This is a genomic window from Anabaena sp. FACHB-595, from assembly GCF_048568275.1.
Classification (GTDB): domain Bacteria; phylum Cyanobacteriota; class Cyanobacteriia; order Cyanobacteriales; family Nostocaceae; genus Trichormus.
Map to the genome: position 1 here is coordinate 173,592 of NZ_CP183474.1, position 23,758 is coordinate 197,349.

General features: G+C 40.7%; 19 protein-coding genes. 6 read left to right on the forward strand and 13 right to left on the reverse strand.

The genetic code is table 11. The features are described from left to right. Positions 1-74 precede the first annotated feature (74 nt). Positions 75-719, reverse strand: coding sequence for a Uma2 family endonuclease (locus ACN222_RS27680; RefSeq protein WP_010999730.1), 645 nt, complete (start codon positions 717-719; stop codon positions 75-77). Positions 720-790: 71 nt separating this feature from the next. Here ACN222_RS27680 and ACN222_RS27685 point away from each other — a divergent pair, with 71 nt between their 5' ends. Continuing rightward, entirely contained in the window at positions 791-925 is a 135-nt protein-coding gene (locus ACN222_RS27685) for a hypothetical protein (protein ID WP_269083617.1), read from the forward strand. An 88-nt stretch (positions 926-1,013) separates the two neighbouring features. On the opposite strand, the gene ACN222_RS27690 is transcribed toward ACN222_RS27685, so the two are convergent. From ACN222_RS27690 to ACN222_RS27700, 3 genes are all read right to left on the reverse strand, one after another. Then, positions 1,014-1,496 carry a YdcF family protein gene (locus ACN222_RS27690; RefSeq protein WP_044523616.1) on the reverse strand — a complete coding sequence of 161 codons (483 nt, stop codon included), beginning with the start codon at positions 1,494-1,496 and terminating at the stop codon, positions 1,014-1,016. A gap of 43 nt (positions 1,497-1,539) precedes the next feature. Continuing rightward, a protein-coding gene (locus ACN222_RS27695) for a transposase (RefSeq protein ID WP_010999504.1) occupies positions 1,540-3,034 on the reverse strand; the annotation gives its coding sequence in 2 pieces (ribosomal slippage) (positions 1,540-2,346 and positions 2,348-3,034; 1,494 coding nt in all). A gap of 367 nt (positions 3,035-3,401) precedes the next feature. Next, entirely contained in the window at positions 3,402-4,352 is a 951-nt protein-coding gene (locus ACN222_RS27700; protein WP_010999734.1) for an RpoD/SigA family RNA polymerase sigma factor, read from the reverse strand. 299 nt (positions 4,353-4,651) lie between these two features. Between ACN222_RS27700 and ACN222_RS27705 the strand changes: the two genes are divergently transcribed. Next, positions 4,652-4,840 carry a helix-turn-helix domain-containing protein gene (locus ACN222_RS27705; RefSeq protein ID WP_010999735.1) on the forward strand — a complete coding sequence of 63 codons (189 nt, stop codon included), beginning with the start codon at positions 4,652-4,654 and terminating at the stop codon, positions 4,838-4,840. A gap of 21 nt (positions 4,841-4,861) precedes the next feature. On the opposite strand, the gene ACN222_RS27710 is transcribed toward ACN222_RS27705, so the two are convergent. The 4 genes from ACN222_RS27710 to ACN222_RS27725 all read right to left on the reverse strand — a co-directional run bounded on the left by ACN222_RS27710 (position 4,862) and on the right by ACN222_RS27725 (position 6,299). Next, positions 4,862-5,071, reverse strand: a complete 210-nt coding sequence (locus ACN222_RS27710) for a hypothetical protein (RefSeq protein ID WP_126987672.1) — start codon at positions 5,069-5,071, stop codon at positions 4,862-4,864. Positions 5,072-5,103: 32 nt separating this feature from the next. After that, positions 5,104-5,271, reverse strand: coding sequence for a hypothetical protein (locus tag ACN222_RS27715; RefSeq protein WP_010999736.1), 168 nt, complete (start codon positions 5,269-5,271; stop codon positions 5,104-5,106). Between the two features lie 129 nt (positions 5,272-5,400). Further along, entirely contained in the window at positions 5,401-5,841 is a 441-nt protein-coding gene (locus ACN222_RS27720) for a YiiD C-terminal domain-containing protein (protein ID WP_010999737.1), read from the reverse strand. Positions 5,842-5,951: 110 nt separating this feature from the next. Beyond that, a complete protein-coding gene (locus ACN222_RS27725) occupies positions 5,952-6,299 on the reverse strand; it encodes a hypothetical protein (protein WP_010999738.1) in 348 nt (115 codons plus the stop codon). Positions 6,300-6,508: 209 nt separating this feature from the next. On the opposite strand from ACN222_RS27725, the gene pepE reads away from it, so the two are divergent. After that, a complete protein-coding gene (gene pepE / locus ACN222_RS27730) occupies positions 6,509-7,054 on the forward strand; it encodes a dipeptidase PepE (protein ID WP_010999739.1) in 546 nt (181 codons plus the stop codon). Positions 7,055-7,313: 259 nt separating this feature from the next. On the opposite strand, the gene ACN222_RS27735 is transcribed toward pepE, so the two are convergent. From ACN222_RS27735 to ACN222_RS27750, 4 genes are all read right to left on the reverse strand, one after another. After that, on the reverse strand, positions 7,314-8,729 hold the full coding sequence (locus ACN222_RS27735; RefSeq protein ID WP_096637287.1) for a hypothetical protein: 1,416 nt from the start codon (positions 8,727-8,729) through the stop codon (positions 7,314-7,316). 160 nt (positions 8,730-8,889) lie between these two features. Continuing rightward, on the reverse strand, positions 8,890-9,264 hold the full coding sequence (locus tag ACN222_RS27740; protein WP_044523618.1) for a hypothetical protein: 375 nt from the start codon (positions 9,262-9,264) through the stop codon (positions 8,890-8,892). 111 nt (positions 9,265-9,375) lie between these two features. After that, positions 9,376-11,472 carry a hypothetical protein gene (locus ACN222_RS27745; RefSeq protein ID WP_010999742.1) on the reverse strand — a complete coding sequence of 699 codons (2,097 nt, stop codon included), beginning with the start codon at positions 11,470-11,472 and terminating at the stop codon, positions 9,376-9,378. Positions 11,473-11,683: 211 nt separating this feature from the next. After that, a complete protein-coding gene (locus ACN222_RS27750; RefSeq protein WP_010999743.1) occupies positions 11,684-12,859 on the reverse strand; it encodes a hypothetical protein in 1,176 nt (391 codons plus the stop codon). A gap of 435 nt (positions 12,860-13,294) precedes the next feature. Between ACN222_RS27750 and ACN222_RS27755 the strand changes: the two genes are divergently transcribed. Next, entirely contained in the window at positions 13,295-14,584 is a 1,290-nt protein-coding gene (locus ACN222_RS27755; protein ID WP_010999744.1) for an AAA-like domain-containing protein, read from the forward strand. After that, positions 14,581-18,156 carry an AAA-like domain-containing protein gene (locus tag ACN222_RS27760; RefSeq protein ID WP_010999745.1) on the forward strand — a complete coding sequence of 1,192 codons (3,576 nt, stop codon included), beginning with the start codon at positions 14,581-14,583 and terminating at the stop codon, positions 18,154-18,156. The genes ACN222_RS27755 and ACN222_RS27760 overlap by 4 nt, the downstream gene beginning before the upstream one ends. A gap of 194 nt (positions 18,157-18,350) precedes the next feature. On the opposite strand, the gene ACN222_RS27765 is transcribed toward ACN222_RS27760, so the two are convergent. Further along, complete coding sequence (locus ACN222_RS27765) at positions 18,351-23,141, reverse strand: hypothetical protein (RefSeq protein WP_010999746.1); 4,791 nt, start codon at positions 23,139-23,141, stop codon at positions 18,351-18,353. 39 nt (positions 23,142-23,180) lie between these two features. Here ACN222_RS27765 and ACN222_RS27770 point away from each other — a divergent pair, with 39 nt between their 5' ends. Continuing rightward, positions 23,181-23,717: a hypothetical protein gene (locus tag ACN222_RS27770; RefSeq protein WP_010999747.1), complete on the forward strand. Its 537-nt coding sequence runs from the start codon at positions 23,181-23,183 to the stop codon at positions 23,715-23,717. Positions 23,718-23,758: the final 41 nt, after the last annotated feature.

The window sequence follows — 23,758 nt, forward strand, 5'->3', positions numbered from 1 at the left end:
ACTTTACCAAAAACCGTGTTCTGTGCTGCTAAAGTTAGGAAGTTTTTTACATATAGACTAGTTTTTGACTGCTATCAAGGCTCAACAGTATTCCTTAATCGCTTTTTAAGATCGCGGACGGCAGCACTTGAGTTACGTTCGTAAGCAATCTGCACACAACGAACTATGGTTTGTGCTAAATCAAAGTTAGGAAAATAACAACTATGAGTTTGCAGTTGGTAATTTTCACCTTGTAGTTGATGAATTAGTAACTGCTGATTTCTGAATAACCAAACTTCTCTTACACGATAGGGCAGATAGTCTTGCACATCAGAATAACTGGTGACATCAATTTCGATAACTAAATCAGGTGGTGGGTCTTGTCCCCAGTCGATGCGTTTTTTCCCTGAGACTGCCTGCCAATTATCAATATAAAAGCAGTAATCTGGCTCAATGCCGCTTTCTTGGGGTAAGCTCATGGTTACAGGTGTAAACGCATCATATTCTCGCTCATCGTGATCTAATAAAGCCATCACAATGTTAGCCAGTAAATGAGCATCTCGACCGTGTACTGGTAATGGCGACATCAGCAATACTTCTCCATCACGGTATTTTATACGCGGTATTGACCCATCTCCTCGTTGACTGCATAAATGCTGATATTCTTGCCAACTGGCAGGCAAACGTACTACAGCACCAGGAGGTAATTCAGTTTTGTCTGGAGAAACAAGAGCAAACATGACTTATTTCCTATTACTGCTTCATACTGCAATCTTAACAAGGATTTTCCCAACCACCTTTGTGATCGCAGATGGCAGACTTTTGTGGGCAACTGTTTTGGCTGCTTTGCGAGGTTACAGTTGGTGAAAAGACAAACGAGCGATCGCCCTTGGCTTCACTCCGCCTAACTGTGCGGCTTGCTGGTGTCGCACACTTTACTCTCTAGTCCTGAAACATTGTAGTTTGCAATACCCCTTCAATCGGGTACTGGCATTGATACATGAGCAGAGTATTTCTCTGGTATTCTCTGGTATTCACCTACTCCCGCAAGGAGTAGGTGAAGTTGACTCTGCTCTAGTTGCCCTGGAGGGTACAGAGATAGAAGTAAAAGAAATACCTCGACTACCAAGGACTAAAGTAGCTATCGCCTTCGCTCTGGGCATATGAAATTTGGAAGTGATTAAGAATATGTGCTTTATATGCTGTTGTTGGAAATCCTCTACCAAGCTTGTAAAATTAGTCACTGTGTCTGTAGCACGGTAATCAAGATGAAACTGACTATCTGTGATACCTGCGGCATGAAAAATTGCTCGTGCTTGTTGCGGCTCAATCCCAGATGAAACCCAAATTTTTATATCTGGATAAAATTGGGCAAATAGAGCCGTAAATTCTTCTTTGTCTGCACCACCACCGAGAGTAAGAATAGCTTGAGGTTGAGGAGCTTGATGATTAGCAATTGCCAAGCGTACAGGAATAGTTAGCCCTAAAACGAGGAGCAAACCCACTAGCCACAACATCAATATAGTTTTAATTCGATATGAACTAGCGTGGCAAAACTTACTAGAGAAGACGACTCTCTAGATTAGCCAAGTAAGCCTTGGGGTCTCTGCGAAATCGATACTGTTCAATTCTGGCTTTGTGGTGTTTTTGCAATTGAGAGCGTAATTCGAGCCAAGTATGAATATCAACTTGTGCTAAATCAGATGCGGTAAAAGAATGAAGCTTAGTAGCTATCGCACAGGCAAGTTTGACAGAACCACGAATAACGAGAGATGAGGGGGCAACCTTACGACCGGTACAACGACGTTGATGATAACGTAGCATACCAAAAGCGTGTTCTAAGTCATTATTAGTTCTAGGAAAATCTTCAATTTCATAACAATGAAAAAGTCCAGACCAGTAGCTGTGGGTGGTTTTTATAAAGTTATCGATTGCAGTGTTCAGGGTACCAGCTTTCTGCTTTTGTTGAGACATTTCTGTCAACAGTTGCTGATAACTTTGTTTGACCCCAGCAGCATCAAGACCTATTTTATTGTTGAGAATATTACTAGCTTTATCAACCCACTGATATGCAACCCTCACAGGTGAAAATAAAGATGCAGTAGCAGATAATCCCTTAGCTAGAAGGTGTTTTAGGTTAACTAAAGGTGGTGGTAAAGCACTTCTTTTTTCCATCCTTTCTAAGCTTTGTTCTATCAAAGTCAAATTTTCTTGTAACTTTAATCCAGATGCCTCTAACGGTGGATGTCCATCATTGGTTATAGAACTACGGACTGCCGAGCAATAATCTTCAATAATAGTCACCAAATCCTTATCTTCATTGGTAACACTACGTTCAATTTCTCGTAATCCTCTAACTTTTTTTTTTCAATTCCTTTTTTGCATTTCTATCCGCCTCATATATGGGTTTAATTGCTTCTTTCAGGTAATGGTAATGACATAAACCATGAGCAATTTTAGGTAATGCTAACCCAACAGCTTTACGAATTGATTGTTGTCCATCACTAACAACTCCATCAATTGGTACATCCAGTGTATTAGCCACTTCTAATAATAACGCTACTAAATCTTCATTCCTTGATGATAATAAAGTTTTAGCAAGTAAAATTTCTCCTGATAGACAATCTCGAATTACCCATAATACCTCATGTCCAATTTCTGGCTGCATCCCATCAATGGCTAATATCACCCGTCCTTGATTAGCCACTATTGCTTTTAATCTTTTATGGTCTTTTAGCCATAAAGAAAGTAACTCGTCATATCTGTCAATTAAGTGTGTGACCGTTCGTTTACTTATACATATACCTTTTAATTCAAGGTGAGTATGTATTTGAGGAACACTTCTATGTTCCTGGTAGCGTAATGCTCCTATATAAGCAATCACATCCAAACCAAATTCGTTCTGTGGTAGAGCGAGTGACCCTTCTTGCTCTGGTCGATATGCTTTTTTATACCGCATACATGACTTATTTTGACATCGCCGAATTTTTAGCTGTAGTTCTACTACCCCATTTAGCGTTCTTATATGTCGAGGATTATTGTATTCATTCCACATTGCTTGACCACACGAAGGGCATTTTTTTTGAACACAATCGAGTACTTCAAACGATGTTGCTTCTGGTTTTAAACTTTTTCTTACCAAGTTTTTGTACCATTATTTCGTTACAAGCTCAAGATTACAGGATCTCTGCTCCTCTCTAGTAAGTTTTGCCACGCTAGGAAATATCCCTTAAACCTTACATCAATACGTATATATTTTCCTGAATAATGCTGTTCAGCATAAGCTAATATTCGTTGTTTCGTTCTTTGCTTGACGTTATCAGGAATCTTAACTCCTCCCGAATGTGGATCATTGACCCATGTTCTCATGACTAACTCCCTACTTGTCTAAAATTTATCCCTTCTGGCTCCTGAATTCTGACTCAAGAAGTTAGATACTGCCCAATCGATGGCTGTTGACGACGCAGAGCAGTCATTGCTTTTTGCTGGATTTGGCGCACTCGCTCTCGGCTGAGATTTAGCTTTTCACCAATTTGGGCTAAACTTTGCTCTTGGTTATCCAACAGTCCAAAACGTAGGATTAATACTTCGCGTTGCATCGGTTTGAGTGATGCTAACAAATCACTTAAGTCTTGGCGCAACATTTCGTGAGTAATGTTTTCGTCTGGCGAAACGCCCTCAGAGGCTAAAAGTTCGCTTAGTTCTGTTTCTTTGTTATCCCCTATTTTCAAATCTAAAGAAATTGTCCCACTGGCAACCTTGAGGTATTCTCTAATTTGGCTAGGTTCTAACTCCAATTTTTGGGCAATTTCTGCCACAGTAGCACGACGACCCAAGGTTTGAAAAAATTCGCGCTGTACCTTTTTGATTTGATTGAGTTTTTCGTTAACGTGAATCGGTAGCCTGACTGTGCGAGATTTTTCGGCGATCGCCCTGGTGATTGCTTGCGTTACCCACCAATATGCGTAGGTTGACAGCTTGTAACCTCGGTTGGGGTCAAACTTTTCTATTCCCCTTTGCAACCCGATTGCTCCCTCTTGAACCAAATCTAAGAACTCTAAGTTACGGCGCTGATATTTTTTGGCGATAGAAACTACCAGCCTCAAATTTGCGGTGATCATCTTTTGCTTGGCTCGTTGACCAAGCTCAAGTATTTGATTGACTTGGGCTTCAGTTTTATTGAGGAAATTAGCTAATTCTAACGTTGTTGGTTCTCGCTCCAGTTTTTGAGTAAGTTCATGCTGTTGCTCTTGGAGGGCAATCATTTGCTGTACAAGCCTGGCATAAGTTATTTCTTGGTCAGAGGTTAACAAAGGGAACTGACCAATCTCTTGCAAATAGATGCGTACCAAATCCGAACTCAGGCTAGGCATACAAATATAGAACTGCTACACAACCAGGGCGAACTTAAAAGTATAAATCAACTAGCTCCATTAACAATACCAACCGAGGAATGCAATTTTGTACTTCGGTTTTCCCCACCTTATATCCCGCCACTAATTTGGAGTACCAAATTCAGTGGGGGACGAGGGCGTAATAGTTAAATTTGATAACAAGCGCTCATCATAAGCATTAACGATACTAATGTTATTATTCTTAATATTTATTCATATATTGTTAGGATTAGGCTAAATAGCAATCTAAATAAAGGTTGCAAGGAAAGTAACGCCTCATGCTCAAGCAAGGTATTTCACTGGCAGAAGCCGCAAAACGTTTAGGCGTAAGTCAGAGCGATTTGTATGTGGCTGTACAGAAAGGACAAATTCCTACCTTTAGAACCGATAGAAGAACTGTTGTTCTTCCTGGAGCTTTAAAAGATTATCAAGTTAGGCGAAGTTTGACTGGTGACTACAAGCTTTAAGTAGCAAAATTGCTTATGTTTCTACTTCCCTAGAGAAGAAAGTAACTTAACATCCCAAGTATAAACACCTTTTTCCCCTGGCACTCTGGAGAATATCCCTGTGCGATTTTCTCCCGTTAACCTGACGGTATAACGGGAGAGAACGTCACTTCCAGCCAGAATGGTATGGAGCTTACTTTGATTGCCATCAGTTTCTATTGTGACTTTCTCTTGTAAGAATTGTGTGAGCAAATAAAATAATAAAATAGCTATTCATATCTAAACTACGGCTCTATTCCTTCATCAATCCAAGTATCAATTGCTGTTTTTACGTTTAATTCAGTCACGGCACACCATTCTTTTTCGTTGATAGTTGTTTTAAATACCGCTCTTTTACCGTGACCAACTTTTTCTATTGAGTGTCCACGATACAAATTTTTAGACTTAATCATTTTTCTTAATCATCTTTAGAGAATGGTCTGCTGAATAATTCTTGGGGTTATGCTTTTGGTAGTACGTTATTTTTGGGTTGGGTATTAGCTTCTGCTTTTCCCTTATCAAGTTAGTTCCTCTGATACAAACTATATTAATGCAACATACTCACCTTGAAATTTGGCAGCACAAATACCACTTGATGTAATCTCTGCATCTAAAATAATTCTTCCCTTCCCTTTTTCATCTAAATTAGTCACAAAACTGCTCCAGCTATCTTCAACTGGAGCTATGCAATGAGCTTGAAAATCTCCTTGGAGTGGTTGGAAATAATCGACAGTATTTCTTCTGATCACAATGCGACTATTAATGAATAATTCTTGAAGTCTTACATATACTAAAGTCCAGGCTGATAAAATTGCTAAATTTGATATACTGCCACCAAATACTGTGCCGTGATGATTAATATTTGGTAATAACGGAGCAGCTAAGATTACTCCTTTTTCGTCAATAGATACTACTGACACTGCCATTTGTTGCGAAATCGGTATATTCTGATGGAGATATTGTTCTACTTGTAAACTATTCATGGTAATTTTTTATCTCCACTAATTATCAAGATTTTCTGAAGGTTAGCATTTTCCTAAAATTTACTATGTTTGAGATAAAAAATTAGTTGTATAAGGCTTTTGTGTCCAAACTATCTGGGGCATGGACGTTCTTTATCTGTTCCTAAAAAATCTGCCCATTCACGCACACGCTCATGTGCTAATCCTGCGCCTGTCCTACCGTATGCTTCCAGAGCTTGACGACTTTTCTCAACCATTTGGGCTTGGGTGAGTGGTTGGAAATTTAATGTTGTATCTATTTCACCGTAATCATCAATTTCTTCTATACTTTGAGTAGATTCATGACTGAGTAACTGCTCAAAATCTTCTAAGTCTCCATCAGTTACACTCAACCATGTTTTGAGCAGACTTTTTACCTGCTCTCCTGGCAATACCTCAAGATGCTCTAAAATTTGCTGTTTAATATTGTTGATTGTCATAGGTATTCGATTTCTAGCACGATTTCATTAAAATTCAATGTTTCACCAACATATCTAATTTTAACTTATTGGCATTGCTGATGGTGAGCCAAGCCTGAAACGCATAGCTGGGGCAGTGGCTCCTTTGGGTTGATTTTGCTTCGGGGTGTATCTCTGTAGTCTGTGATTGGCTCAAAGCGTTATAGCTCGTTAACTATAGGAAATAAATCATGTCAAAAAGATTGTTATTACTCAGTAATTCCACAAATATCGGTGAAGAATACTTATTTTATGCTCGTCAGGAAATTAAAAATTTTTTAGGAAGTTCTGTCAAGAAAATAGCGTTTATCCCTTTTGCAGCCGTTACTTCAACTTATCAGCACTATAGCGAAAAAGTTAGAAAAGTATTTCAAGATATAGGTTATGAATTTGATGCTATTCATTTAGTTGAAAGTTCTCATGAATTAATTAAAAATGCAGAAGCTGTAGTAGTCGGAGGCGGAAACACTTTTCATTTAATACATTGCTTACACGAAACTAAATTACTTGATGATATCAGAAATAAAGTTAGTAATGGAACTCCTTATATCGGATGGAGCGCAGGCTCTAATGTTGCTTGTCCTACTATCAAAACAAGTAATGATATGCCAATAATTGAACCGATAAGTTTTCAAGGATTGAATTTAGTTCCTTTTCAAATCAACCCCCACTATACAAATGCAGTAATCCCCAATCACAATGGAGAGACAAGAGAACAAAGACTGGAAGATTTTTAGTTTTAAATCCCGATATTTATGTTGTAGGATTGCCAGAAGGAACCATGTTAAAAATTGAAGATTCATCAATTAGATTGATTGGCAACAAAACGATATATTTATTCAAGTTTGGAGAAGAAAAACAAGAGTATTATCCTCATGATAATTTAGATTTTCTTCTTGAAAGAGCTTCTTTTACCTAATGATCATTTTTCAATGACTTATGGTGGGTGAGTGTCAAACCCTTCGGGGAATTCAAAAAATGGTCAATTTTCACCTACTACTTCCCTGGAGAAAGTAGCTTAACATCCCAAGTGTAAACACCTTTTTCCCCTGGCACTCTGGAGAATATCCCTGTGCGATGACCCCGTGACAATTCATTGAGTACACTGGTTTTTACTTCCTTGATTTCATCCGGGTCTAGTTCTCCATATAATGCTTCTATCACTTGCGCGACATTAAACACTTTCCCTGGGTTTTGTTGCAGCATAGTAGTCAGCGCATCAATTACAAACTTGCCTTCAAATTCCCCCACCATTGGCACAGCATTCGCTTTGGATTGAAGAGACGGTTTTTTCTTGTTTTCTGGCTGGGAAGAACTACTTTTACGATTCGACTTAAGCAATTTTAAATTTATGGTGTAATAACCCGACTTCCCAGGAACCAAAAACCATCTGCCGCTATTTTTTCCCTGAGTTAATGTTGATTGGACTCTACCTCTAACTATCTTCCAAATACTTGGCTCTAACTCACCATACAACGCACGCGCCACAAAATCCACATGACATATATTGCCTGGATGTTTTTGGAGTAGCTTTTCTACTGCTTCTATGCGGCTGAGTCCAAAGTATTCCTCCAGCATAGGAATCTCTCCCAAAGAACGCTGTTTGTCCTGAGTTTGCTGTGCGTTCTCTTGTTCGCTAGATATTGATTGTGGCTGTTGATGTTCGTTTTCGGTGGCTGTTGATGAACTCTCGGTTTCTATAATGTCTGTGGCTGCCTCGGAGACATCCTCAGTTTCTACAATGTTATTGTTATTGTCTGAGGATAAGTCCTCTTGGACAACTGTAGCTGATTCATCAATAACTAACTCTTCATTATCTTCCTGGCTTACAGATGATATGTCAGTTTCTATCGTGTCTGCGACTGGCTGCTGTATATCATTAGTTTCTTCTTGCTCTCCCTGTGTTTCTAAAGTGTCTTCCCCAGAATCTAAAGATGAGTTTTCTTGAGTCGGGTTAGATTTTACTGCGGTGGTTTCAGCTTCACTAATCGCATTGCTATTGTATGAGGATGTGGTTTCCACAGCAATAACATCTAACTGTGGGATCTCTAGCTGGACATTACTATCTTCCTGGGCTAGGGATAAATGCTCTGTTTCTACATTGTCAGTTGCGTTTAAATCGGTATTAGTTTGGCTTAACTTAGTCTCAGTTTCTGAAACTGTCTGGCTACTGTTTAAAGTGTCCTTCCCTTTTTCATTCGCAATGACCGCAGCAACCACCTGCGCTGGTGTTAAGCGATTAGTCTGTTCGCTTGACTTTGCAGGCCAGTTTGCTAGTAACGCTTCTACATGATTGAGATTATCCTTCGCTTGTGTGTACAACTTTTCATACTCTTCTACGAGGGATGCGTAATAATCACGTAATGCTAACAGTGTGGAGAGTATGTTTTGCGGCGGAGTTTTTAATTGCATCTAAGTATCATTCTAGTTGGTTATTTTATAACAAACTCCAAAAAAATCGGCTATGTTATTTAAACATCCGAATTGAATAACTGTGTTTCCAAAATATATCTGCCTTCTATCTATCGACCTATCACTTTTAGCTAAAACCGACAGAAGCCCCACTCCCTGATCAACCTGATGGTTGATCAGGGAGTGGGGTCGATGTTAGCGCAGCGTTAGCGAGTCCGCGAGCGTCGGAATCACCATTTTCTGCTTTTGGTAGTCGGTCAATCCAATCTTCTATTATCTGGGTTACAGGAGCTTTTGTTTCTGCATTCGCAATGCCAAATTGATGCGTTGTCGCAATTTTGCCATCTTGAATCAGAATGAGAGCGGCACTGCCGAGTTCTCGATCACTCGCCTGACTGAGTTTGCGAACAAGATGAGTTTCGATCGCTGTTAAATTTTCAGGCTGCACGGCTGGACGTGCAAACCAAAATGCTTCGGCGAGAACAACCGCGATCACTAAAACTGACCAAAGGATGATCAATGCTATTGTGGTCATAACTTTGCGACGCATTCTTTGAAAAAAGAGTTGTGAATGGAATTGAGGATGTTTGAACTTAGCAAATCGCTTGAATCAACACTTCGCTCTCTAAAACTGAAATGCAATGTCTCAGTCCTGATAACAGCGTAAGCGTTGCAGTAATTGTTCGCGTTCTGGCGATGGTGTGACATTCTGAGCAATGGCGATCGCAGTTTTAGTATCTCCTGTATGCACTAGATTTAAAGCAATCCTTCCCCAAAAACGGGAACGTTCTGCAATTGGTGGTAAGGAAGACTCTGAGCCATTGCGGAGGGTTTGGATGGGAATATTGAGGAGCGATCGCGCTTTGGTAAAATTGCCTTGAGTCAGATTCAGTTCCACAACTCGTAAAGCAAAGTCAAACTTTTCGCTAGGATTTCTCCCGGCGTAACCAATGAAACGGGATGCTTCTTCTGGCTGACGATTGGCGATCGCTTGATTACCTGCTAAGGCAGCAAAGTCTACTTGCTGAAGTAACTTTAATCTTTCTGCCAGTGTAAAGTAAGCCGATCGCGTTGCGTTAAATTCTGCACTGATTGATAGCAATAATTGTGCTTGCTGTGGCGATGCTTTTTCTGTTTGTATGAGTGTAACAATTCGATTCAATACCTTATCAGCTGGACGATTGGTGGAAATCAAAGCATTGGCGATCGCAGCATGAGTTGTGATGGCGGTAGGTAAAGCAGAAATGCTATTAGCTATTACTTGGCTACGAGTAAATAATTGATCGGCAAGGCTACGATTACCACGGCGATGGAAAGCTTGAGCAAACCGTAGCAATCGCCGCACATCGGTTTTTTCCCCAGCAATTCGGGCTTCTGCATCCTTGGTTTGTCCGGCTTCAAGGGCGGCTATGGCAATATTATCCAGCCAGCGATCAGTTTCATCGAAATAGCCTGCATCTATCTGTACGATCATCGGACGTGGTACCATTTGCCGAGCAGTTGTAAACTGCTTATTAGCAATCAAATCCCTTAGGACAATAGCCAAAACATTCACCGCACGCAGTTTAGCAATCAGGGCTTTAAGTTCAGGCTGATAGGCGCGAGTTTGAGATAAATTTGACATCTCGCCATACCATTCATTATCGAAGCGTCCGCCAAACTGATCATCTATTTTAGCGGCTTTGGCATCAGCAACTAAACGGGCGAGCGCAGATTCGCGGATTTCTGGCTGGTTAAATTTGCGACCTTCTGCGGCGATTGTCAACCAACTTCTAGCCCGGAAGGAATTAGGGCGTTTCATTAAAGAAACAATTTGCTGCGATCGCCTTAAATCTCCACTGGGTGCATAGTGCAGCACCAAAGTCATTAATTTAATTTCCCGTTGTTCAACATCTTTAATTGCTAGTGCGGCTTTGAGCAATGGATCGAGTAATTGCTTTGCTTTTACTGGGTCTCTAGCTTTAAAGTAGGTAGCAGCAATCTGAGTGATGGTAATATCAGGATCGTAATCTTCAGGAGAAAGTTGCTTTAGCACCTCTAAAGCTTTTGTGGGTTGGTAAATTTGGAGATATAAATTAACTATTTGTGACAAAAACTCACGTTTGGCGTAGGGATCTTTCAGATTTTTGATAGTTTGCTCAAACCCATAGTTGAGGGAAGATGCAGCTTCCGCCGGTTGGTCGAGAGCAATCCACCCTTCTGCAAGACGAATGTGCGCCGCAACTAAATCTTTAGGAGTATTGCGAATTCCTGATACCGACTCAGCCGCAAGCTGTAGCGTTTGTTGTCCTATGGTGAAGTGGCCAATTTTTCCATAGGCGATCGCAGATTCTGTCAAGATATGAGTTTTGCCTAAGCTATACCCACTCGGTAAAGGTTTAGCTAAGACCACGATTTGATCGAGAATGGTAGGAAGTTTTGGATTATCCTTATATGTCAGTGATTGTACTTGAGTAGCAATTGCCTTGAGCGCAAAATCTAATGTCTGGGTTGTAAAAGTTGTATCTCCTCGCCGTTCAGCATTTTCTAGCTCTCTGATAATTGCGGGGAGCCTATCAGTCGGGGACATTCCAGAAATTTCGTTCCAGCGTCGGGTACTTTCACCAGTTAGCTCTACACGGCAAGCTTTAGAAATTGTTATCCTAGCATCTGCCGCATAAATGGGAACAGAGTAAATTAGTTGAGAAGCAATAATCAAAGCAAGCGATAGCTTCGCTCGCCGCAGGCATTGTGTGAGCATCATAAGCTGATTTTGTATATTCGTATTCAGTTAAATTAAAGCGGTTTTAATTACTAAAAGCCTTGTATCTAATTCACTAGGACTTACACACCCCCTAACAATTCTTGGCGTTCTTCTCTACGAGACGCTGCGCGAAGGCGTTCTTGGCGGTTAGATAAATTAAGACTTTTGGTAATTTTTGCGTAAGTCCTGTTGATTTATACTCAGCACTCAGCTATTTTTTGCTAAGAATCTTGCCACTGAGATTAACAGTGTAAGTCAGTGATTTCTGAAAATTTGTCACCGTGACATTCCAACCGTCAAGGCGCTGCGTTGGTATGCAAGGTTCATTGGGTGCAGCCGTAGGACTGCGGAAACAATAGAATCTTGGTGCAACTTGGGTAATGCTGAGATTAGCAATAGGTTGCTTCAAGTCTGATTGGGCGGCGTTGAATACTGTGCGAGCGATCTCCGTTGGTAACTCATCAGTGCGGGTGGGAAGTCCGGCGATCGCTTCGGTGCGAAGATAAACTTTATCATTGCTAATCCTGTATATTTGCCGTACTTGGGACTTTCCCACCACCGTCACCCGATAGCCCCGGATTGTTTGTTGAGCGCAGGATTCGGCTAAATTCCCCAATCCTAGACAGCTATCAGTAAAGGTTTGAGGCTCAATTTTAGTAATCAGAACAACTGAGGGTAAAATTTGCAAGTGTTTGCTGGCAATACTCTTGATTTCGTTAACCACCGGAATCGGTAAGCCGCGTTCAATCACAGGATTACTACGTGCAATCAATTGTAAATCGTCGGCTGTTTCACCTTGAAATACCCAACTTTGGCGTTGGTGGGGAATGGTAATTTTCCAGCCTTGGTTAATAATCGGATCGCAAGCATAAGGGAAAGAAATATTTTCACAACCACTTACCCAAGTTGTCTTTTCAGATGAAATATCAGTTAATAGGGGTTGTCCAGGATAGCCCCACTCTTTCGCCTGTTGAATCGCTGCTGTTATCATTGCCGTTGGTGGAATTTCTTCGGCAGGTTTTCCCAGAGAATGGGTGTTTTGTCCGTTCATTTGCATCAAGACTCTAAATTTACCATTATCAGTGGTGAAATAGACCAAACTTTTATGCTGATCAGCGATCGCAATTTTCCAGTAAGGTACAGGATTGTACATCCAGATATCCCCCTTACCAATTCGAGCAACTTGAACTACTTTTGCAGTATTATCAAGTTTCTCATTGGCGATCGCATCTTGAAGCACTTGTTGAGCGATCGTCTTTGCTTGTGGTGTAGTCAAAATTTGCGGATTAGCAACGGTAGACTGTAAGGGAATTAGGGAACTAGAAAAAAGCAGGCCTCCGATAATAGTTGATTTTAATAAACCTTTGTGGGAAAAGTGTTGCAGCATATAATAATATTGATTGAAAAATATCAGTAAATCTTGCAATCTCAAGTTAGCTAATAAATACTCAGACTCAGGATTGAGTTACAGATTTGGAAACAAAATACGGATGATTTATCTCACGCAGAGACGCAGAGACGCGGAGAGAATAAGGAAAGGAGTGTAAATTTTCAATAGCTCAAAATTCATCCCCTAATTCAGCAAGCACTACATATTTCAGTAGTTGCAGTCATATTTGTATGATGCTTGACGCTTACTGCCATTGTCAGCCGGAAGAAATCTGGTTATTTCAGGCGGTAAATTCCGGTTTTTTCCGGAAAAACCCTGCTAATTATTCCCCATCACTAAGTGATAACGGTTTCTTCTGGTTCTTTGGGTATTAGGGGGAATTATTGAGAAATCCTATGTTAGAAGATAAACATCGCTTTCTAATTTAGGGTTATGAGCTTAGACGCTGGATTTCAATGGAATGCTGCTCAACAACTCGTTGATCAGTTGATGCTACAGACTACGCAAAAGCATCTGAGTGATGTTGAAATCCAAGTTTTGCAGGGTGCATGGGAAGGTAAAACCTATGAAGCGATCGCAACTGAATCTTATCTTACCGTGAAGTATGTTAGTGAAGTCGGCGGGCGGTTGTGGCAATTGCTTTCAGAAGCACTCCAAGAAGAGGTGAAAAAAACCAATTTTCGCCAAGCCCTTCAGCGACGATGGCAAACCCTTCAGCCCCAATCTTACCAGGGAATTCAGCATCAACCATCTCGATGGGAATTTTGCTGTGCAGAGATTGATAAACCGGGGGCATTACTCCGCATTAAAGCACCGATTCAGTTTGGTAAAACCACACTTATGGCGCAAGTTCTCAAGTATGCTCAAAAACAAGGGTATCGAGCGATCGCTATCAATCTCCGCGATGCGGTTGCTGATGACTTTGATAGCTTAGATAGTTTCTTACAGTGGTTTATTGCTAGTGTCACCTATGCGCTGAATTTAACGGTTGATATGGAAACTCATTGGCGCAAAAGTTTAGGCAATAGCAAAATCAAGTGTAGAACTTATTTACAAAAATATCTCTTAACTGATGATATCCCCTTAGTCATTGCCTTAGATGAAGTGGATCGCCTATTTACTCATCAATTAATTGCCGGTGAATTTCTGGGAATGCTGAGAACTTGGCATGAAGATGCTAAAACAAAATTGCTTTGGACTCAGTTACGTTTGATAGTTCTACACACTGAAGTTTACACCCAAATTGACATTAACCAATCACCATTTAACGCAGGTACAGTAATTCAACTGACAGAACTAAATTCCACAGAAATCCTCACTTTACTAAATCAGTATCAATTGCACTGGAGTCAGCAAGAGATGAAAAAATTAACTGCAATTGTTGGCGGACATCCTTACCTTGTTACCTTGACTTTAAAATTTCTGGCTCAAAATCCAACTTCCCTTGAGCAATTGCTCAATACAGCAGCAACTCCCAATAGTATCTACCGCAGCCATCTAGAAAGACAATGGCATAAGCTACAAACTCATTCTCATTTACTTGCACCATTGAAAGCGATCGCTTTAGCTGATGCTGCTATTTCCATTCAACCACATTTCCATCTCGATGATGTGGTGAAACTCTATGACTTGGGATTAATCCAGCTACAGCAACACCAAGTATCTATACGCTACGAACTTTACCGTCAATATTTTCGTGAACGTTTGGGAATTCAAACATGAACAATTACAACCATTATCAAGTCGGTGGTAGTTTACGAGAAGGTACAGAAATTTACGTTCATCGTCAAGCCGATAGTGATTTGTATACAGGACTAAAAGCGGGAATATTTTGCTATGTTCTCAACTCTAGACAGATGGGTAAATCAAGTTTAAGAGTGCGTACCATGTCGCGCTTACAGTCAGAAGGATTTGTTTGTATTGCCTTTGAAATGCGTGAACTCTGCGTTTATCAAGTGAGTGCAGATGAATTTTATGGAGGATTTGTCAGCCATTTTGCTAGTGAACTCAACATTGAAATTGATTTAGAATCTTGGTGGTCTCAAAATGCTTTGCTACATCCATTTTTACGGTTGAGTAAATTTGTGGAAGAAGTTTTACTAGCAAATATATCTCAGCAAATTATCGTTTTTGTAGATGAAATTGACAGTATTCTCAATCTAGAATTTAAGGATGATTTTTTTGCTTTTGTAAGAGCCTGCTACAACAAACGCGCTGATAAACCCCAATTTCAGAGGTTAACTTTTGCCCTATTTGGTGTGGCGACACCCACTGATTTAATCGCCGATAATAAATTTACACCACTGAATGTAGATAGTAGCGCCATCGAACTTACAGGTTTTCAATTGTCCGAAGCCAAACCCCTGGAACAAGGCTTAATTGAGGTGGCTGCAAATCCTACCAAGGTGATGGCAGAAATTTTAGCTTGGACTGGTGGACAACCATTTTTAACTCAATGGTTATGTCAACTAATTAATACAGCAAATACTTTTATTGCATCGGGATGGGAAAATTCAGCAGTAGAAGCGATTGTGCGATCGCAAATGATCGAACATTGGTTAGCAAATGACCGACAGCAGCATTTTCAAACAATTCGCGATCGCATTCTTCACAATAAATCTTTGGCTTGTTGGTCATTAGGACTTTATCAGCAATTGCTCAATAAAGGGGAACTTTCGGCTGAAGATAGCTGGGAGTTGATGCAGTTGTGTCTTTCTGGTTTGGTTGTCAAACGTCAAGGTAAATTGAGTATCTATAACCGCATCTACGCCACTGTTTTTGATTATACCTGGACAGAAAAAGCTTTGCGTGCTATCCGTCCCTATGGTGCAGAACTCGCCGCTTGGGAAATTTCTCAAGATGCTCAATATTTGCTGCAAAATGAAGCATTGCAGTGGGCGTTGGTTTGGGCAAAAGGATTGAGTTTAAGTCATAGTGATTATCAATTTTTATCTGCTAGCCAAGCCCAAGAACTAGCGATCGCCCAATCCAAAACCCAAACAGCGATACAACAAGAAACTCAAGCAATTCAGCGATTGAAAACCGTACAACATCAAACCAAAAAACGATTGCGAATTGGGGCGATCGCGCTTTCTGCGGCTGTAATTAGCACCATCGGCACGTTTTTCTACTTCCAGCAATCAGAACAGCAACTCAGAACTAATGCAGATATCTTAAATTTAGAACGCGAAGGAAGCCGAATTTTGCAAGTGCGTGCAGATGGCAATCAACTGAAGGATTTGCTAGGGGCGATGAAATTAGCGCAAAGACTCAAACAATTGACCAAACAGCATTCTTTTAAACATTTACCCACCCACACGCCTTTATTTGCCCTACAAGCTGTTCTTGCCACGATTAATGAGCAGAATCGTTGGCATTTAGATAGTCCGGCGGTAGCGATCGCCTTTAGCCGTGATGGACAAAAACTAGCAACTGGAGGAGAAGACGGGGCGATAACTCTTTGGACACTACAGGGAAAGAAAATTCAGACAATCAAAACTCACAAAACTAAAACTCTCCAAGGCTTCCCGATTTCCATTACTTCTTTGAGTTTTAGTCCTGATGGTCAGTATATTTTATCTGCTGACTCCGACTATGAAATCCAGGTTTGGCATCTCAAAACAGGTACTCTTGTCAATAAGCTAAAACTCGATCAAGAAACTCTTAGCGATGTCCAATTCACAAATGACAACAATATTGTGTTAGTCAACGACTTTGGCAGAGTTGCAGTCTTGAATTTGCAATGGAAATTACTTTACACTAGGCAGATTGCTCCACCTCAACAGGGTATTGACCTTACTATTAGTTTAGAAGGTGATGCAATTGTCTTTATCAATGCCCAAGGAAAACCGGAAGTTAGAGACATTAAAACTGGTACGTTGATCAAAACCTATCCTAACATCACCCATAATTTAGGCGATCGCCTTTGGCACAGTTTCCACACAAAAGATGGTGCTTACATTTCTGCCAATCTCAACACCCTCAAATTGTGGCATCCAGACGGAACTTTACAAGCAGAAATCAAAACTCATCAATTGCTGGTTTCTGGTTTTAGTTCTAGCTTTGATGGTTCTGTCATCGCCACGAGTCACCCAGATGGAATGCTGAAACTCTGGAAAATCCATCCTCAAAAAATCTCCACTACATTAACACCACCAATACAAACTCCCCGTGTGGTTGTGGGAAATCAACAACGCATCAACCGCATACAACTACCGGGTGAAAAACTAAAAATTGCTGGGGCAAAATCTGATGCTCAAAATAGAATTATGGATGCCACTCTGAGTCCTGATGGACAGATAATTGCTGCCACAAAATTCAATGGAGAAATGACGTTATATAAGGCAGATGGCAGCGAACTCAGAACAATACAAACTAATCTTCCGGAAAGTATGATTAAAGTTAGTCCCGATGGTTCGCGTTTAGTTTTGTTATCAATTCGTCAGCAAAAAATACAATTCAGGTTAGCAAATGGGGATTTAATTCAAGAAATGGATGCTGCTCATTATAAACCAGGAATCGAATTTAGTCCCGATGGCAAAGAGTTGGCAATCGCTGGTAATGAACCCGATAAAATTCAACTTTGGAGTAGTGAAGGTAAATTTTTAAAGACTATCAAAGATGCAGATTCGCTCTACTTTAGCCCCAACAATCAAACCTATATCACAGTAACTTCTGCCAATAACCCCATACCCACCCTGCGCCTATGGAGAAGAGACGGAAAACTGCTCAAAACCCTATCAGGACAACCCCATGAAATCACAGCAATGGGATTTTCCCCCAGTGGTCAGTTTATGGTTGGCGATCGCTTTGGTAAACTGGTAGTCTGGTCGGCTGAAGGTAATCTTATACAAACCCTCAATCATGGCGCAGCAATTATTGATATCGCTCTCCGTAACGACGGACAGCAGTTGGCGACGGTGGGAATTAATCAAAATATCAAACTTTGGCGTTCTGATGGTACATTCATTCGCACACTTGAAACCAATCAAATTGGTCGCTTTGAATTTAGCCCAGACGGGCAATTGTTGATTGCCAAGACTATTGATAGCACAATCCATATCTGGCAAGCCGACGGCACACCTATTACTCGCATCCCTATGGGTGGTGCATTTAATACATTCCTCAATTTTACCCCAGATGGCAACCGTTTGATTTCTAGCAGTGGGTCAATGCTCTATTCTTTGAACCTGAATCTTGACGATCTCCTCACCCAAGGTTGCAATTGGCTGGGCGACTATTTCCAGAACCATCCCCAGGAGTTGCAGCAACTTCCATCTTGTCATAACCAATAGCTGAAAAGGTTTCATCAAACTTTTCAGCCATGTACAGTAGGGACTTGCAGAAAATAAATTATCCAAATTTAGTCAGGGTCATCGGGTGATGATTTATGTGACTTAAAAGCTTGAAATTACGTTAACTTTTGGTCACGTTATGGTTCAAAATTTGGTCACGCAGGGGGTAAAATCACACAAAATTATTTAAACTTTTAATGCTGCATCTCTACATCTCGTTTATTCAAGATTGCCTCAACTTTAGTATTCGCATTCTCAAAAGTCTCTAACAGTTGGGGGGTTATTTTGTTGACTGTTATCTTGCCAGTCTCAACTTTCAAAAGTACATCTCCATCTTTTTGAGCAATGACTAAATCTTTGCGATCTCCGTTATAAGCCAAATCGTAAACTTTGCCCCTAACCACAGTAAAACCATCTTGGGCAGGCTGTCCCCAGACCATGCCAATCCTTTGCGCCATTTCGGTGAGCCGACTGATGTTGTGCAAGTCTTGCTTATCCTGTTGCATTGCCGCATAAGCTTTATCCGATAACGCCTGACCTGCTTTGAAAGCATTGCCTATTTCCACAATGCGTTTTTTGTATTCATCAGGCTTGCCTAAGTTATGAGCATTGTCATACCAATTCCTCAAGTCTTCAATAGTGACGGGAGGATTTGGCGAAGTCTTTTGTTGAGAATCTACAACTTGATTGTTAACTGTTGGCTCTCGATTTGATGCAATTTGATTGACTATTGACGGCTGTGACGGTTGTAAAGACTGAGGGCGGTTCGGCAGCGATCGCACCATATCCTGATACTCCTGTTGCGACTCAATCACTGCACCAAACTTCTTAGTCATCGCCGCACTAACCGACTCAGGTATAGATGAATTGACCAAGTTGAAAACCGCTAGTCCTTTTTTAGTTTCTAGGGGAACTTCGTCTGGTAGTATTTGGGCGATCGCCACATTCTTCTGCTGCAACCATTGACAGACGGTCGCCACCTTGTGATTGTCCACGGCCATGCGCGTGATGCCAAGCATTTTATCTTCAGGACTAGCGAACAATATGGTGGGACGCTCTTTGATTTTTTGCAATATCGGTGCAGTCTTTTCTAAGAGAAGTTGCTGTTCTTGGTTGAGTGCTTGAGTGCCAAAAGCCTGAGATTCCTTTGTCCAACTTTTGGGATACTTAATACTCTCTGGGTCTACTTTCAGTACAGTGGTCGAGAAATTACTTTGGAGGGTTGCTTGCACCTGTGTCAACTTTCCCGGTTGTAAAGCGCCTAGTTCTTTAAGAGCTTCCTTGTCTTTTTTGAAAAACAACACACCCAACGGCTGACCATTGAGAAACACTGCATCTTTGACCTGAGTTTGTGATACTTCTAACGTCAGCTTGCGATAGTTTTCATCATTAAATGTTTGCCCTTTGTAGTCATACTGTCCAATATTATTGATTCTTAGTAGATTTCCGTTTGGCGATTCAGCCAGCACAAATCCCAGATTTTCTTTGTCAGAAATTGTTTTTAACTTGAGGTTGAAGGGTTGACCATCTTTAACAAGATTAAATGGTTGCAGCTGTTTGATTGAATCAGCATCTAATTCCCCTAGAGTTTTACCGTCTAGTTTGATTTTCACCGTTTGACTAGGTACTGATTTTGTGCCAATCTCTAATTTCACCGACTCAGCATTGAAGGTTTGTCCTGCATAAGCGAACTTGCCAATTTCTCTGATAGTGAAATTTACCTCCGGCTTTCCTGGAACTGCAATCGTGGCATTGGCTGTGTATGTTTCACCAGGGATAATATTAGCCAGAGCTTGAGTACCAATTGGTAGCTGTCCGGTTCTTGGTTCGAGCGATGCGTATTCCTTGTACTCGCCATTAGTATCCTGTACGAATACTAATCTTGAAGCGTGGCGCTCATGTCCTCTTGGATGGTGAGATGCCCTGATTTCAATCGGGTATTTCTCGTCGGGATGCCAAACTTTATCTTTGAAATTGTTCGCCTCGCTGCCCAATGTCCCTAATGTCATTTCATCAAATTGCAATTGTCTCAGTCGGGAAACAATTTCTTCTCCAAATGCAGCAAACACAAAGTTGGGTATTTTCTTTTGGATTGCAGTTTGAGACTGTTTATTTTCCTCCTCTCCATCATTTTTACGTTCCAGTTCATCCTGTCTTGCCGCACCAACACTCCATGCGGCGGCGGCGGCTCCTAATCTCTGCTCTGATGGTATACTTTCTCGGAACTTCTGGGCGTACTGGTTTGCCTTATCAAACATCAGCTTTGTCTGACTACGGCTTAGTTCTGGCTTCAATTCCACAAGTAGAGCATTATTGGTAGCCATTCCTGGCTTGAGGTTGTAATCAGCCACTGACTGCTGACTCACTGTCCCCAGCTTGCGGTACAAGGGTTTGCCATCATCTGTCAGTTCATTATCAATTTGCGCTCTTGCTAATAATTTATGCGGTCGTTCTTTGCTGGGGTCGCTGTCTATCGTTTCCAGTTTCAGGTTTATCGTATGTGCCTTCCAAATACCGGGATGCCCATAGCGCGTGAGGTTCGTCACCTCGATTTGGGTTCCTTGACTCGTTTGGATCACCGCAGACGGCCCTTGCTCAGTTTCGCGCTTTATATCTATCCGCACTGCCGCATTGAACAGTCGGTCATACTCGAATTTGGTGGCGATCGCTTCTAATCTCTGCTGCGATGTGAACTCTACTCCTTTAAATAAATCTTGAAACTGAACGATAGGACGTGATTCTAATTGTGATTGCTGAAAATATTTATTAGTTTGGATAATTAATAATTCTACTGGGGAATAGCCTTTAGTTTTGATACCCTCGTCTAAATAAATTGTTTTTAATTTCTTATCTTTAATGTAATTAACATCTCGATATAAGTAGCGATTATTCTCCTTAATTAACCCCATTTCTGGTGTTTTAGAGCTTTTAAACAGGTCTACCGCTATCTGGTTTTGAAAACAACCTTCTTCAATCATCTTCCGGTACATTTGGCGATTAACTTTCATCGCCTGAAGTATGATTTGGGGCGCTCTCTCGGTCTGGGCTAGAGCTACAAAATCTTCCATGTATGATTTGTACTCTTGCCTAATTGGTTTAGGGCGTTCTTGGTTTTCTTGGGAGAATAATTCTTGATAGTGAGATGACACCTTATCTAAATATTCAGACTTCTGTTCTGGTGTCCCATAAGTTTTTAAGATTTCAATTTCTGATTCTAGGGCTTCCAGTGCGGTAACTTGATTATTAATTACCCCAACACTGATACTATCGCTCATGTGGATAGCTATTTCTTCAAAGGGTGGTTGTGTGCCATCGGGTAGATAAAACGATTGTTTTTTCAGTTTGACTGTGGGAGCATAAGCATTTTCAACTTGGTTCTTGTACTCGGCTTCTGCCGTAAAATTAGGGTATAAGCTTGCTAGGGCTACACCAATACAGTCACCGTCAAAGTCTCTACCCTGGCGTTCTGACTCGGTTTCTAATGGGTCTAATTCGTCGGTATCTATTCCTTGCGCTTCCAGAGTAGCAATTCTAGCCTTGATGCGAGAGTGGTCTTCATCATTTACGACAATAACACCTTTTAAATTCGCACCGTCTGGTGCAAGTCTATCTTTAACAAGTTTATTAGCTGAAACGCACAAACCGTTAGAATTGAGAAAAGGTGAACGGAAGTTTAAAACTTTTTCCCCATCATCTAACCAAGGTACGCATATTTCACCGTTTTTCAGTTCCTTTGATGGGATTATCATCCCTCGGTCAAATGTTAAAGTGCGCCCGATTGCAATATCTTTCCATTCATTCTGTACAAATCGACTCAGTTCCTTCCTTACTTTCTCAGTTTCTAAAAGCTGATTATGTCCTCCAATTAAGTCAGCTTTAATAATTCTGTACATTAACAAATCTTCTTTCGGAGATTCGTCAAGTTCATCGCTTACTTCAAATTCTTCTGATTCTTTATTCCGGGTTAGTAGTTCTAATTGTTTTGCTAATTTTCCATCAGTATTTTGTTCAGTAATTTGTTGCTGTATAGCAGCTTTTTGTTCCTCAGTGAAAGCCTTACGTTTTTCATACTTTTCACAGTAAAGTTCTGCTACTTTCCTGGGGTCTGACTGCATTTCGGCTAATTTCAGGGCTTGTGCCTCTAGTTCCTCAGCGAAGTCCTTAATCCCTTGAGTAAATGAGGCTAATAACTGAGATATCGCTGTTTTACCGCGCTCGGATTGAGACTTTTCGCCTAGCCATATTTTTTGTTTGTATAACCCTGGTCGGATCTGTGGCTTGCTTGCTCCATCAGGGCGATCCTTATCTGTGCCTTTGAAGCTGGATAGAGGGAGGATTAAATCTATTTTGGGTTCATTATTTGGGTTGGCATATTCTATTTTATCTAATCTATAGGGTCGTAGTGTCCCTTTCCCAAACCTGTATTTAGTATCTGTTCCATCAGCATCTTTCCATCCAAAGCGATGCTGAATCACATGATAACTTTTATCTGGTTGTTCTTCGTGTTTAGTTAACTTTTCATAAAGTTGGGTTGATATTTGTCCATAGCAATCTCCCACCATTTTATAGGCTAAATCATTTGATAATATATTTCCATTATCACCATTAGAATCATCAACAATTAAAATATTTAATTGTTGATGAATTGAATTTTTACAACCACCTAGAAAGATGGAGCCGTAAGCTCCTCTGTCTTTCCTATCAGGGCATAATTTATCAATTATTTCCAGGCATTCAGGTGAACCATATAGTAATCTAGTTTTGGATGATAATAACAATATATGTCCATCTGGGTGATTTTTTAAATCTTCTGGTGTACTATGTTCATCTATATGTCCAAAAGAGAATTGTTTATCTGGAAAGTAAAACTCTAGTAGAGTATTATCTAATTTTTCAGTTAAAATTGAGTCAGGATTCTTATTATCTCCGTCAGTATGAATCCATTGGTTTAGTCTGGTATCAAAATGCTTAAACTCAAGAGACATATTTTTATTTAAGTATTCAAAAATTTTCAGGAGTTTAATATGTCAGGAACAAGAATTAAACGTTGGCTAAATATGCACGGCAAAGAATTTAATCCAGATGGAACAATAAAGGATGAGGTTAGACAGCAAAAAATATCTCAAGGGAGAAATCCCGCCGCAGTTGATAGTTATGCTCAAAGATTGAAAGAAGAATTTGACGAATGGAAAAGGTTGGACGAAACAGATCCCGAACCCTGGCCCATCTTCACCGCCTACGATTTCTTTACCCCCACAGAAAAACAACAGTTCAACCCAGATGGCTCTCTCAAGCCCGAATATAGGGAGTCTGAACTGGCACGAGGAACTAGCGAAAGTTGGTTAGATGAAATGGAGCGACGTAAAAAGCTGGAGGTTGATAGCTACAACAAGGTATCTGCAAGAGATGCCGAAATAGGGATCAATTTTGGCGAACAGGAAATGAACCGATTACTTGCAACGAGCCTCACATATTTAGAACGCCACAAACAGATGGAAATCGACTTGCGAAACTGTGAAGAACCAAGCTCACTACCTTTCGACAAAGATACGCCTTGGTAGCTCATCCACACATATTTTATGCAAGCTGAAAGTGTTATTTT

What these genes read in the sequence shown, in the direction of transcription:
- ACN222_RS27680 (WP_010999730.1), bottom strand. Translation starts at nt 719, where the DNA reads ATGTTTGCTCTTGTTTCTCCAGACAAAACTGAATTACCTCCTGGTGCT.
- ACN222_RS27685 (WP_269083617.1), top strand. Translation starts at nt 791, where the DNA reads ATGGCAGACTTTTGTGGGCAACTGTTTTGGCTGCTTTGCGAGGTTACA.
- ACN222_RS27690 (WP_044523616.1), bottom strand. Translation starts at nt 1,496, where the DNA reads ATGTTGTGGCTAGTGGGTTTGCTCCTCGTTTTAGGGCTAACTATTCCT.
- ACN222_RS27700 (WP_010999734.1), bottom strand. Translation starts at nt 4,352, where the DNA reads ATGCCTAGCCTGAGTTCGGATTTGGTACGCATCTATTTGCAAGAGATT.
- ACN222_RS27705 (WP_010999735.1), top strand. Translation starts at nt 4,652, where the DNA reads ATGCTCAAGCAAGGTATTTCACTGGCAGAAGCCGCAAAACGTTTAGGC.
- ACN222_RS27715 (WP_010999736.1), bottom strand. Translation starts at nt 5,271, where the DNA reads ATGATTAAGTCTAAAAATTTGTATCGTGGACACTCAATAGAAAAAGTT.
- ACN222_RS27720 (WP_010999737.1), bottom strand. Translation starts at nt 5,841, where the DNA reads ATGAATAGTTTACAAGTAGAACAATATCTCCATCAGAATATACCGATT.
- ACN222_RS27725 (WP_010999738.1), bottom strand. Translation starts at nt 6,299, where the DNA reads ATGACAATCAACAATATTAAACAGCAAATTTTAGAGCATCTTGAGGTA.
- pepE (WP_010999739.1), top strand. Translation starts at nt 6,509, where the DNA reads ATGTCAAAAAGATTGTTATTACTCAGTAATTCCACAAATATCGGTGAA.
- ACN222_RS27735 (WP_096637287.1), bottom strand. Translation starts at nt 8,729, where the DNA reads ATGCAATTAAAAACTCCGCCGCAAAACATACTCTCCACACTGTTAGCA.
- ACN222_RS27740 (WP_044523618.1), bottom strand. Translation starts at nt 9,264, where the DNA reads ATGACCACAATAGCATTGATCATCCTTTGGTCAGTTTTAGTGATCGCG.
- ACN222_RS27745 (WP_010999742.1), bottom strand. Translation starts at nt 11,472, where the DNA reads ATGATGCTCACACAATGCCTGCGGCGAGCGAAGCTATCGCTTGCTTTG.
- ACN222_RS27750 (WP_010999743.1), bottom strand. Translation starts at nt 12,859, where the DNA reads ATGCTGCAACACTTTTCCCACAAAGGTTTATTAAAATCAACTATTATC.
- ACN222_RS27755 (WP_010999744.1), top strand. Translation starts at nt 13,295, where the DNA reads ATGAGCTTAGACGCTGGATTTCAATGGAATGCTGCTCAACAACTCGTT.
- ACN222_RS27760 (WP_010999745.1), top strand. Translation starts at nt 14,581, where the DNA reads ATGAACAATTACAACCATTATCAAGTCGGTGGTAGTTTACGAGAAGGT.
- ACN222_RS27765 (WP_010999746.1), bottom strand. Translation starts at nt 23,141, where the DNA reads ATGTCTCTTGAGTTTAAGCATTTTGATACCAGACTAAACCAATGGATT.
- ACN222_RS27770 (WP_010999747.1), top strand. Translation starts at nt 23,181, where the DNA reads ATGTCAGGAACAAGAATTAAACGTTGGCTAAATATGCACGGCAAAGAA.